The sequence below is a fragment of the Sphingomonas sp. genome (assembly GCF_042096255.1).
GTDB lineage: Bacteria > Pseudomonadota > Alphaproteobacteria > Sphingomonadales > Sphingomonadaceae > Sphingomonas.
The window spans coordinates 1-10,733 of the sequence record NZ_JBELLZ010000096.1 but is presented as its reverse complement, the minus strand read 5'-3'; the positions used below and the strand labels follow the sequence as shown (position 1 = coordinate 10,733).

Here is a 10,733-nt window from a genome sequence, read left to right as displayed (position 1 = left end):
CCCACGTCACGCTCAAGCTGGCGACCTCGCTCGACGGCCGCATCGCACTCGCGTCGGGGGAAAGTCGCTGGATCACCGGTCCGGAGGCCCGCGCCCATGCCCATCTGGAGCGCAGCCGGCACGAGGCGATCCTGGTCGGCCGCGGCACCTGGGAGATCGATGCGCCCCGGCTCGACGTGCGGCTGCCCGGGCTCGAGCCGCATGCGCCGGCGCGTGTGGTCCTCACCAGCAGCAACCTGTCTGCCGAAGTGCTGACCATCGCGTCGCCCGCGGACATCGCAACGCTGCCCGCCGATCACCTGCTGGTCGAAGGCGGCGCCGCCACCGCCGCGGCCTTCCTGCGCGCCGACCTGGTCGATCGCCTCCTCCTGTACCGTGCGCCGATCCTGATCGGCGATGGCCGACCGGCAATCACCGGACTTGACCTGACATCGTTGTCAGGTGCACATGGCCGCTGGCTGCTCCACGATGCGCGTGCGCTTGGCAGCGACCGGCTGGAGGTTTACGAGCGCCGGCGGGAGATCATATGTTCACCGGAATCGTCAGCGACATCGGGCGCATAGAGCAGGTCGAGCATCGCGGCGACCTGCGCGTCACGATCGCGACCGCCTATGACATGGATAGCGTGGACCTCGGCGCCTCGATTGCCTGCTCGGGCGTGTGCCTCACGGTGGTCGACAAGGCGCCCGGCCGCTTCGTCGTCGACGTGTCCGGCGAAACCGTGGCGCGCACCGCCGAGACGCAATGGGCCGAGGGCCGCGCGCTCAATCTCGAGCGCGCGATGAAGCTGGGCGACGAGCTCGGCGGTCACATCGTCACCGGCCATGTCGATGGCATCGCCACCGTGCTCGGCATCTGCGCGGACGGCGACTCGAAGCGGATCGGCTTCCGCGTCCCCGACGATCTCGCCCCCTTCCTCGCGCCGAAGGGCTCGGTCACCGTCGATGGCGTGTCGCTCACCGTCAACGAGGTGCGCGACGGCGAGGACGGCACGCATTTCGCGGTCAACGTTATCCCGCACACCCAAGCGGTCACCACCCTGGGTGCGCTCGAACAAGGGCAATCGGTCAACATCGAGATCGACGTGCTCGCCCGCTATCTCCAGCGAATGGAACATTACCGTGGCAAAGCCAGCTGAAGTCGCGCGCCTCCGGCACGCTTTCCTGTCCTCGCCCGAGGAGATCATCGACGAGGCGAAGAACGGCCGGATGTTCATCCTGGTCGATGACGAGGATCGCGAGAACGAGGGGGACCTCGTCATCCCCGCGCAGATGGCCACCCCCGAGAAGGTCAACTTCATGGCCCGGTACGGCCGCGGGCTGATCTGCCTCGCCATGACCAAGTCGCGGGTCGACCAGCTCGGGCTCGACCTGATGAGCCGCAACAACGGCACCCGGCACGAGACCGCGTTCACCGTCTCGATCGAGGCGCGCGAGGGCGTCACCACCGGCATCTCGGCCGCAGACCGCGCACGCACCATCGCGGTGGCGATCGACGCCTCCAAGGGTCGCGAGGAGATCGTGACGCCGGGTCACGTCTTTCCTGTGGTCGCGCGCGACGGCGGCGTGCTGGTCCGCGCCGGCCATACCGAGGCGGCGGTGGACGTGTCGCGCCTCGCCGGCCTCAACCCTTCGGGCGTGATCTGCGAGATCATGAACGAGGACGGCACCATGTCGCGGATGGACGACCTGGTCGCCTTCGCGCAGCTCCACAATCTCAAGATCGGCACGATCCGCGACCTGATCGCCTACCGTCGCCGCTACGACCATCTGGTCGAGAAGCGCGCGGAGATGACCTTTCCGTCGCGCTGGGGCGGCGACTGGCGTGCGGTGACCTATCACAACAAGGCGACCGGCGACGAGACGATCGCTTTGGTCAAGGGCCGGATCGATCCCGAGAAGCCGACCCTGGTGCGGATGCACACCGCCAGTTGGTTCGTCGACATGTTCGGCGAGGTCAGCGAGCGTTCCGGTCTGCTATCGCGCTCGATGGAGCTGATCGCGGAGGAAGGCGCGGGCGTGATCGTGGTGATCAACCGGCCGATGAAGGATTCGGTCAGCCGCTTCATCCGGCTGCGCGGCGAGGGCAAGGGCGCCGGCGCGCCCGAGATCGAGGAGCTGCGCGACTACGGCGTCGGCGCGCAGATCCTGGCCGAGCTGGGCGTGGAGGAGATGGTGCTGCTCACCAACACTCACCATGCGCTGGTCGGCCTGGAGGGCTATGGCCTGTCGATCGTCGACGAGCGCCCGATCCCCGGCACTGGCGGCGAATAGCAAGAAATCGTAACGTCCCGGAGGCACTTTTCCGGCCGCCGGGCGCTAACAGCCCCCGACACTTTCGCCCGCTTTCCCGCCGGGCGCCGGAGACCCGTATGCGCCGCATCCTGATCGTCGAAGCCCGCTTCTACGACCATCTCAACGACATGCTCGTCACCGGCGCGGTCGGCGCGATCGAGGCGGCGGGCTATGAGGTGGAGCTGGTCACCGTGCCCGGGGCGCTGGAGGTTCCCGGCGCGATCGCAATGGCGGCGGAGAGCGGCCGCTACGACGCGTTCGTTGCGCTGGGCGTGGTGATCCGGGGCGAGACCTATCATTTCGAGATCGTCTCGAACGAAAGCGCGCGCGGCATCATGGCGCTGACCATGGACGGGCTCGCCATCGGCAACGGCATCCTGACCACCGAGAACGAGGAGCAGGCGATCCGCCGCGCCGATCCTGCGCAGCTCGACAAGGGCGGCGGCGCCGCACGCGCCGCGATGGCGATGATGGACCTGGCGGATCGACTGCGCTGATCCGTCATGATCGTCGATCGTACCCCGCGCCTGCGCGTCATCGTGCTGGAGGTCTGGCAGCCGCTGGCGCTGCTGTTCGTCTGGGACGTGTTCGTCACCGTCTTCTATTATTTCGTGCCGTTCCGCGCACCATCATTGCCGCTCACGCTGTTCGGCTCGGCGCTGGCGCTGTTCCTCGGCTTCCGCGGCAATTCCGCTTATGAGCGCTGGTGGGAGGCGCGCACCTTGTGGGGGGCGATGATCAACGCCAGCCGCAACATCGCCCGCGCCGCGCGCAACTTCCTGCCCGATCCCGAGGCGCATGACATGAAGCGCACCATCGTGCTGCGCCAGATCGCCTATGTGAACGCCTTGCGCTGCCAGCTGCGCCGCCAGCCCGCTGACGACGAGGTGTTACGCTTTCTCTCGCGCGGCGAAGCCGACTTCGCGCTGGCCCGCACCAACATCGCCAACGGCCTGCTCGACGGCACCGGGCGCAGGATAGACATCGCCCGCCGCGAAGGCTGGATCGACACCATCCAGCAAACCCAGATGGAAGCCGTGCTGGTCGACATCGCCAATGCGCAGGGCGGCATGGAGCGGATCAAGAACACGCCGCTGCCCAACCAGTACCGGTTCTTCCCGACGCTGTTCACGCACCTGTTCTGCATCCTGCTGCCGATCGGGCTGGTGGAGACCCTGGGGTTCGCGACGCCGCTGGGCTCGACGGTGGCGGGCCTGATGTTCCTGGCGGTGCTGGCGATCGGCGACGACCTGGTCGATCCGTTCGCCAACACGGTGCACGACGTGCCATTGTCTGCCATGTGCCGCACGATCGAGATCGACCTGCTCCAGGCGATCGGCGACGAGGCGCCGCCGCCGGCTCAGCCGATCGACGGCATCCTCTGGTAAGTCCAGTCTAGGGCGCCGCCGCCGGCTCAGCCGGTCGACGGCATCCTCTGGTAAGTCCAGGTCAGGGGCGCCGCCGCCGGCACGGCGGGTCGACGGCATCCTCTGGTAAGTGCAGGTCAGGGGCGCCGCCGCCGGCACGGCGGGTCGACGGCATCCTCTGGTAAGGCTCAGACCGCCGCGGCTTCCAGCGCCGGATAGTCGATATAGCCCTCCGGACCCTTCGAGTAGAAGGTCTTCGGGTTGGGCGGGTTGAGCGGTGCGCCCTGGCGGAAGCGCTCCACCAGATCGGGGTTGGCGATATACGGCCGACCCCAGGCGATCGCGTCGGCAAGGCCGCTGTCGAGATCGCGCTGGCCCGCCTCCAGGCTGTAATCCTGATTGAGCGCGAGCGGCCCGTTGAACACCTCGCGGATCTTCGGGCTCAGCTTGGGCACGTCGCTGGCGCCATAGGTGCCGTCCGGCGCCAGCTCGCGCAGTTCCAGGAAGGCGATGCCCAGCGCGTCCAGCGCCTTGGCGGCGGGCAGGAACACCGCCTCGGGATCGCTGTCGTCTGTGCCTTGCGTTTCGCCGTTGGGCGAGAGGCGGATGGAGGTGCGATCGGCGCCGACCTCGGCGATCACCCGCTCCATCACCTCGCGCATCAGGCGAATGCGGTTCTCGGGGCTGCCGCCATAGCCGTCATCCCGATGGTTGACGCCGTTGCGCAGGAATTCGTCGATCAGATAGCCGTTGGCGCCATGGACCTGAACGCCGTCGAACCCCGCGGCGATCGCATTGCGGCTGGCGCTGGCATAATCATCCAGCGTTTGCTTGATGTCGTCCAGCGTCGCGGGACGCGGCGTGTCGTAGGGGTTCTTCTCCGGCACCGGATAAGGCGCCCGGATGGCTGAGGAGCTGATCGACTGGAGCCCGGTGGTGTCCGGACGCGCCAGCCGACCCATGTGCCACAGCTGTACCATGATCCGCCCGCCGGCCTGATGCACCGCCTCGATGATCGGCTTCCACGCCTCGACTTGGGTCTCCGTCCAGATGCCCGGCGCGTTGGGCCAGCCCAGCCCCTGGCGGCTGATCCCGGTCGCCTCGGTGATGATCAGGCCCGCGGACGCGCGCTGGCGGTAGTATTCGATCATCAGCTCGGTCGGGACGTGATCGTCGGTTGCGCGGGTGCGGGTCAGCGGTGCCATCAGAATGCGGTTGGGCGCCGCGATGGCGCCGAGCGTGATCGGATCGAAGAGGCTGGGCATGAATTCCCTTTCGGTTGCGGTTTGCTACCTGACGCGCCCGACATATGCCGCTAACGGGCCGCATGCACGAGGCCCCGTCCCCAAAATATCCTTTCCATCTGCAAAGCACACCCGCACTCGCCTTCGCCGCATTGCTCCTCGGCAATGTCGCGCTCGCCTTCGGCCCCTGGTTCGTGCGGATGACCGATGCCGGGCCGGTCGCGGCGGGCTTCTGGCGGATCGCGCTGGCCACGCCGCTGCTGCTGCTGCTCGCCGGCGTCAGCGGTGGACGGCCGATCGCCTCCGCGAAAGGGCTGTGGCCGGTGCTGCTCGGCTCGGGACTGCTGTTCGCGGGCGATCTCGCCGCCTGGCACATCGGCATCCACAAGACGGTGCTCGCCAATGCGACGCTGTTCGGCAATTCGGCGACCTTCATTTATCCGCTCTGGGGCTTCCTGATCGCGCGGACGTGGCCGACGCGGACGCAGGGATCGGCGATGCTGCTCGCGCTCGCGGGCGCGGTGCTGCTGATGGGCAGGTCCTATCAGCTCGATCCGCGCCACCTGGGCGGTGACCTGTTATGCCTGCTCGCCGGCGTGCTCTACGCCGGCTATTTCATCATGATGGCGCGCGCCCGGCGGCAGATGGCGCCGCTGCCCGCGCTCGCCTGGTCCAGTGCGGCCGCCGCGCCGCCGCTGCTGCTCGCGGCATGGGCGCTGGGCGAGCAGATCATGCCGACCAGCTTCGCGCCGCTGGTCGCGCTGGCGCTGCTGAGTCAGGTGGTCGGCCAGGGGCTGCTGATCTACGCGATCGGCCGGCTGCCCGCGCTGATCGTCGGGCTGACCCTGCTGACCCAGCCGGTGATCGCGGCGACGATCGGCTGGCTCGCTTATGGCGAGCGGCTCGGTGCCGCCGACGTGATCGGCGCGCTGATGATCGCGGTGGCGCTGGTTCTGGTGCGTCGTGACGGCGGGCGTGATAGGAAGCCGGCATGACCGACCTGACGCTTGACGAGATTCGCCTGGCGCTCGCGCCGGAGATCGCGGCCAACGCCGCCTTCGACGGGTGGGGAGATGCCGCGCGCGACATCGCGGCCGATACCGCGGGCATCGATCGCGATGTCGCCGCGCTCGCCTTCGAAGGCGGCGCGGTGCAGATGATCGACGCCTGGTTCGCCGCGATCGATGCGGCGATGCTGGCGCAGCTGCCGCCCGAGCGGATCGCCGCCATGAAGATCCGGCAGCGGATTGCATCGCTGGTCGAGGCGCGGCTCGACGTGATGATCGGCCAGCGCGAGTCGCTTCGGCGCGCGCTGGCGATTCTGGCGATGCCGCAGAACCTCGCGCGCGCGGCGAAGCTGGGCTGGCGGACCGCCGACACGATCTGGCGCGCGGCGGGCGACACGGCGGTCGACTACAATCATTACACCAAGCGGACGATTCTGGCGGGCGTCTATGCCGCGACGATCGCGGTGTTCCTGGACGACGAGAGCGAGGGTGCGGCGAACACGCGCGCCTTTCTCCAGCGCCGGATCGAGGGCATCATGCGTTTTGAGAAGGCCAAGGTGGGCCTCACCCAACGCGCGGCGCTGCGCCCCAGCCTGTCGCGCTTCGTCGGCCGGCTGCGCTATCCGGTGACCTGATCAATCTTCTCGCCCGCGGGTCACGGGAGGGTTCACGCGAGGTTTCTAGCGACTTGCACGCACATACGAAGTCATCGACCGTCTTAGTCGATTCGGAGCTCCAACTGCCGCGGCGCTGGCCGGTGCTCCACTACGCGCTCCACTATATTCTCGGTAACCAAGCCTCTAGCGGTCTGCTTTTGCAAGAAACGCACCTCGCATACGAGCACGTCTCCCTTCGAGAAAGAGACAAGGTTTCTGTCGACGCGCCTCAGGAAATCTTCATCGGTAATGATAGCGCTGATCTGATTCTGGCCATCGTGAAGGCGCCACTTGTTATCCTCCTTGAAGGCCAAGGACACAATCGAGAACGCCGCCCGACGCACGTCGTCAATGATGATCTTGTCGTCTAGCTGGGGAGCGCGGAATAGCGGCGCCTCTGCTTTCTCTACCTTTTCGGTTTGTACGCCCCTCTCCACAAAGGAGATGCTCTCGACACCTTCTGCTTGCAACGGGTGCTCGACGACCTTTTCAACAGCCGTGCGAACCGCAAGATCCTGGTACAGCCTGAGGAGCTTCAGTGGAACGTCGATCGAACTGCCATCGATCGTCACGCGCATCATGTCGTCGGCCAAGCGCTCGATCCGCTCAGGCTTGCGACCGCGAAGCCACTTAATGAGGCCGACGAGCCCGACTCCCGTCCCCACGGCACCGACGAGCAGTTCCTTCAGATTGAGAGCGGCGGTAACTTCGTCCCCCGTCAGAAAAGCAAGGCCCTGCTTCACGAGGCTCTGCACGACATCCAGGTCGATCGAGAAACAGCCTGGCTCGTGCGCACGGACATTGACGCGTATGTTCGTGCGGTCGCCGTTCAGAGCGTTGTTGGCGGTGTCGAATAGCTCTCCAATGGCCAGAAGCGCGGGCGCAAGCTCCCGAACATCGATCGTGTGGTCGGCAAGCGCCGGACCATCATAGACGACCGAGAAGCGTGCGTGAGTCACGGCTCCTTGAATCGCCCTACTGATCCGATGTCAATCGGCATACGGGAAGGGGCACTCTATTGATAACCACTCGCACCAAGCGTAAGCATGCGTCCATGCCCCACGATCTCGTCTCGCTGCCGCGGCACCAGTCCGCCACCGTCGCCACGATCGACTGGGCGCGGCTGGCGCCGCCGGAGGCGAAGCGGCTGCGCGAGCTGGGATTTGATGCCGGCGTAGCGGTGGAGGTGCTTCACCGCGCCTCGATCGGCGGCGGGCCGATCGCCTGCCGGATCGGGCGGATGACGGTGGCGCTGCGGCGCGCGGTGGCGGGGGCGGTGCAGGTCGCGGTCGATCCGCTGCCCGCGGAATAACGCCGCCCGCGATGAACCCCGCATCGATGATCGCGCTGGTCGGCAATCCCAATGCCGGCAAAAGCGCGCTGTTCAACGCCCTGACCGGCGCGCGCCAGAAGGTCGGCAATTATCCCGGCGTTACCGTGGAGCGGCACGCCGGCCGGATGGTGCTGGACGATGGTCGCCCGATCGAGCTGGTCGACCTGCCCGGCACCTACAGCCTGGAGCCTTCCTCCGCCGACGAGCGGGTGACCCGCGACGTGCTGATGGGCCGCCAGCCGGGGGAGCGGCGCCCGGATGCGCTGGTGGTGGTGATCGACGCCTCCAACCTCGACAACCACCTGCGCTTCGCGCTCCAGCTGGTCGCGCTGGACATGCCGGTGGTGGTGGCGCTCAACATGGTCGACCTTGCCGAGCGCGATGGGCTGACGCTGGATGCCGAGGTGTTGTCGCGCGAGCTGGGGGTGCCGGTGGTGCCGACGGTAGCGGTGCGCCGCCGCGGGCTGGAGGAGCTGCGTGCGCGGCTTGGCGAGCTGCTCGGTGCTGCCGCTCCGTCCGCTGCCGCCGCTCCTGAGGGCGACATGGCCACGCTCCAGCGCCGCGCCCGCCAGATCGCCGCCGCCGCCACGGTCAGTGAGACGCCCGCACGCCGCTGGGCGCATGCGCTGGACACGGTGGCGCTGCACCCGGTGTTAGGGCCGCTGCTGCTCGTCAGCCTGCTGTTCGTGATGTTCCAGGCGGTGTTCAGCTGGTCGGAAGCGCCGATCGGCTGGATCGAGGGCGTGTTCGCGGCGCTCGACACCGCGATCGACGGCGCCTTGCCCGAAGGCCTGCTCCGCTCCGCGCTCACCGACGGACTGATTGCGGGCGTCGGCGCGGTGGTGGTGTTCCTGCCGCAGATCCTGATCCTGTTCCTGTTCATCCTGGTGCTGGAAGCCTCTGGCTACATGGTGCGCGCCGCCTTCCTGATGGACCGGTTGATGGCGGGCGTCGGCCTGTCCGGCCGCGCGTTCATTCCGCTCCTCTCCAGCTTCGCCTGCGCGGTGCCCGGCATCATGGCGACCCGCAGCATCGAGGACGAGAAGGACCGGCTGACCACCATCCTGATCGCGCCGCTGATGACCTGCTCGGCACGGCTGCCGGTCTATACGATCATCATCGGCGCGTTCATCCCGGACCGGCAGGTGGCGCCGCTGGTGGGCCTTCAGGGGCTGGTGCTGCTCGGCCTTTACCTCTTGGGGATTGTGGGCGCGTTCGTCGCGGCGCTGGTGCTGCGGCGGACGGTGACCAAGGGGCACAGCTCCGGCTTCATGCTGGAGATGCCGAAATACCAGTGGCCGCGGCTTCAGGACGTCGCGATCGGCCTGTGGCAGCGCGCGTGGATCTTCCTCCAGCGCGCCGGCACGATCATCGCGGTCACCACGGTGGTGCTGTGGCTGCTCCTGAGCTTCCCACGCGCGCCCGAGGGGCAGAGCCAGGTCGACCATTCCATCGCCGGGCGGATCGCGAACGGCATCGAGGTCGTGGTCGCGCCGATCGGCTTCAACCGCGACATCGCGCTGGCGCTGATCCCGGCGATGGCGGCGCGCGAGGTAGCGGTGTCGGCGATCGGCACCGTCTATGCCGTCGATGACGCGGAGGGCGAGGCGGGGCAGAAGACGATCACCCAGAACCTCCAGAACCGCTGGAGCCTGCCCACCGCGCTCGCCTTCCTGATGTGGTTCGTGTTCGCGCCGCAGTGCATCTCGACAATCGCGGTGACCCGGCGGGAGACCAACGGATGGAAGTGGCCGCTGTTCATGGTTGGCTATTTGTTCGCCGCCGCCTACGTCATGGCGGGAATCACATACTGGCTCGCGGTCGCCGCGGGCCTCTAGAGGTCTCTCATGGCAGGCAGCGTCAACAAAGTCATTCTGGTCGGCAATCTGGGGCGGGACCCCGAGTCGCGCTCGTTCCAGAACGGCGGCAAGGTGGTGAACCTGCGCATCGCCACCTCAGAAACCTGGAAGGACCGCAATAGCGGCGAGCGCAAGGAGCGCACCGAATGGCATTCGGTGGCGATCTTCAACGAGGGCCTCGCCAATGTTGCCGAGCGCTATCTGCGCAAAGGCTCCAAGGTCTATATCGAGGGCGCGCTCCAGACCCGTAAGTGGCAGGACCAGAGCGGCCAGGACCGTTATTCCACCGAGGTGGTGCTGCAGGGCTTCAACAGCGTGCTGACCATGCTGGACGGCGCGCCCGGCGGTGGCGGCGGCGCCGGCGGCGGTCGTGACGATTGGGGCGGCGGCGACGATTTCGGCGGCGGTGCCCCGCGCGGCGGCCAGGGTGGCGCCCGCAGCGGCGGCGGCCAGCGCGGCGGCTATGGCCAGGGTGGCGGGCAGGGTGGCGGGTTCGCTGACGATCTGGACGACGACGTTCCGTTCTGAGTTTGCGGCGGAACTGCTGCCTTCCCGCCGGGTTGGCGCCTGATCACCCTTGATCCATGCCAGTCTGCCCGATCGGACCCGCCACGCCCGACCATCCTGCCTCGCCGCCGCCACTCGACGAATCTGCTCGCGCCGAGGTCATCGCCGCCTATGACATCGCTGGCGCGCGCACCTTCGGCGCGCTCGACGATATTGTCGCTTTCGCCGCCGAACTGTGCGGCACCCCCACCGCGCTGGTCAGTCTGGTGGAGGAGGCGCATCAGCGCTTCCTTTCTCGCGTTGGCCTGGATGCCGAATCGACGCCACGCTCCATGTCGTTCTGCGCGCATGCGATGCGCGGCGAGAAGGTCATGGAGGTGCCCGACGCCACAGCCGATTCCCGCTTTGCGGACAATCCGCTGGTGACGGGCGCGCCCTCTATCCGCTTCTACGCGGGCGCGCCCCT

General features: G+C 67.6%; 13 protein-coding genes. 11 read left to right on the top strand and 2 right to left on the bottom strand.

Going from position 1 to position 10,733, the window contains the following annotated elements; translation table 11 throughout:
* The 5 genes from ACFDTH_RS15050 to ACFDTH_RS15030 form a co-directional block, all read left to right on the top strand.
* On the top strand, positions 1 to 563 hold a 563-nt coding region (locus ACFDTH_RS15050; RefSeq protein ID WP_375288376.1), incomplete at its 5' end, for a RibD family protein.
* The gene (locus tag ACFDTH_RS15045) at positions 527 to 1,138 is read left to right on the top strand and encodes a riboflavin synthase (protein WP_375288375.1); all 612 of its coding nucleotides are present in this window, start codon (positions 527 to 529) and stop codon (positions 1,136 to 1,138) included. The genes ACFDTH_RS15050 and ACFDTH_RS15045, both read left to right, overlap by 37 nt.
* The gene (gene ribB, locus ACFDTH_RS15040) at positions 1,122 to 2,273 is read left to right on the top strand and encodes a 3,4-dihydroxy-2-butanone-4-phosphate synthase (protein WP_375288374.1); all 1,152 of its coding nucleotides are present in this window, start codon (positions 1,122 to 1,124) and stop codon (positions 2,271 to 2,273) included. The genes ACFDTH_RS15045 and ribB overlap by 17 nt, the downstream gene beginning before the upstream one ends.
* Before the next feature lie 98 nt (positions 2,274 to 2,371).
* On the top strand, positions 2,372 to 2,791 hold the full coding sequence (ribH, locus tag ACFDTH_RS15035) for a 6,7-dimethyl-8-ribityllumazine synthase (RefSeq protein ID WP_375288373.1): 420 nt from the start codon (positions 2,372 to 2,374) through the stop codon (positions 2,789 to 2,791).
* A gap of 6 nt (positions 2,792 to 2,797) precedes the next feature.
* Positions 2,798 to 3,682, top strand: a complete 885-nt coding sequence (locus ACFDTH_RS15030; protein ID WP_375288372.1) for a bestrophin family protein — start codon at positions 2,798 to 2,800, stop codon at positions 3,680 to 3,682.
* 167 nt (positions 3,683 to 3,849) lie between these two features.
* Here ACFDTH_RS15030 and ACFDTH_RS15025 read toward each other — a convergent pair whose 3' ends face one another.
* On the bottom strand, positions 3,850 to 4,926 hold the full coding sequence (locus tag ACFDTH_RS15025) for an alkene reductase (protein ID WP_375288371.1): 1,077 nt from the start codon (positions 4,924 to 4,926) through the stop codon (positions 3,850 to 3,852).
* A 44-nt stretch (positions 4,927 to 4,970) separates the two neighbouring features.
* Here ACFDTH_RS15025 and ACFDTH_RS15020 point away from each other — a divergent pair, with 44 nt between their 5' ends.
* Positions 4,971 to 5,900, top strand: coding sequence for a DMT family transporter (locus tag ACFDTH_RS15020; protein ID WP_375288370.1), 930 nt, complete (start codon positions 4,971 to 4,973; stop codon positions 5,898 to 5,900).
* On the top strand, positions 5,897 to 6,547 hold the full coding sequence (locus ACFDTH_RS15015; protein WP_375288369.1) for a COQ9 family protein: 651 nt from the start codon (positions 5,897 to 5,899) through the stop codon (positions 6,545 to 6,547). Before ACFDTH_RS15020 ends, ACFDTH_RS15015 begins: the two co-directional genes overlap by 4 nt.
* Positions 6,548 to 6,630: 83 nt before the next feature.
* Here ACFDTH_RS15015 and ACFDTH_RS15010 read toward each other — a convergent pair whose 3' ends face one another.
* A complete protein-coding gene (locus ACFDTH_RS15010) occupies positions 6,631 to 7,527 on the bottom strand; it encodes a hypothetical protein (protein WP_375288368.1) in 897 nt (298 codons plus the stop codon).
* Between the two features lie 95 nt (positions 7,528 to 7,622).
* Here ACFDTH_RS15010 and ACFDTH_RS15005 point away from each other — a divergent pair, with 95 nt between their 5' ends.
* The 4 genes from ACFDTH_RS15005 to ACFDTH_RS14990 all read left to right on the top strand — a co-directional run.
* Entirely contained in the window at positions 7,623 to 7,880 is a 258-nt protein-coding gene (locus tag ACFDTH_RS15005) for a ferrous iron transport protein A (RefSeq protein WP_375288367.1), read from the top strand.
* A gap of 11 nt (positions 7,881 to 7,891) precedes the next feature.
* Positions 7,892 to 9,739, top strand: a complete 1,848-nt coding sequence (locus tag ACFDTH_RS15000) for a ferrous iron transporter B (RefSeq protein ID WP_375288366.1) — start codon at positions 7,892 to 7,894, stop codon at positions 9,737 to 9,739.
* Between the two features lie 9 nt (positions 9,740 to 9,748).
* Positions 9,749 to 10,288, top strand: coding sequence for a single-stranded DNA-binding protein (gene ssb, locus ACFDTH_RS14995; protein ID WP_375288365.1), 540 nt, complete (start codon positions 9,749 to 9,751; stop codon positions 10,286 to 10,288).
* 56 nt (positions 10,289 to 10,344) lie between these two features.
* On the top strand, positions 10,345 to 10,733 hold a 389-nt coding region (locus tag ACFDTH_RS14990), incomplete at its 3' end, for a GAF domain-containing protein (protein WP_375288364.1).

What these genes read in the sequence shown, in the direction of transcription:
- ACFDTH_RS15045 (WP_375288375.1), top strand. Translation starts at nt 527, where the DNA reads ATGTTCACCGGAATCGTCAGCGACATCGGGCGCATAGAGCAGGTCGAG.
- ribH (WP_375288373.1), top strand. Translation starts at nt 2,372, where the DNA reads ATGCGCCGCATCCTGATCGTCGAAGCCCGCTTCTACGACCATCTCAAC.
- ACFDTH_RS15030 (WP_375288372.1), top strand. Translation starts at nt 2,798, where the DNA reads ATGATCGTCGATCGTACCCCGCGCCTGCGCGTCATCGTGCTGGAGGTC.
- ACFDTH_RS15025 (WP_375288371.1), bottom strand. Translation starts at nt 4,926, where the DNA reads ATGCCCAGCCTCTTCGATCCGATCACGCTCGGCGCCATCGCGGCGCCC.
- ACFDTH_RS15020 (WP_375288370.1), top strand. Translation starts at nt 4,971, where the DNA reads ATGCCGCTAACGGGCCGCATGCACGAGGCCCCGTCCCCAAAATATCCT.
- ACFDTH_RS15015 (WP_375288369.1), top strand. Translation starts at nt 5,897, where the DNA reads ATGACCGACCTGACGCTTGACGAGATTCGCCTGGCGCTCGCGCCGGAG.
- ACFDTH_RS15005 (WP_375288367.1), top strand. Translation starts at nt 7,623, where the DNA reads ATGCCCCACGATCTCGTCTCGCTGCCGCGGCACCAGTCCGCCACCGTC.
- ACFDTH_RS15000 (WP_375288366.1), top strand. Translation starts at nt 7,892, where the DNA reads ATGAACCCCGCATCGATGATCGCGCTGGTCGGCAATCCCAATGCCGGC.
- ssb (WP_375288365.1), top strand. Translation starts at nt 9,749, where the DNA reads ATGGCAGGCAGCGTCAACAAAGTCATTCTGGTCGGCAATCTGGGGCGG.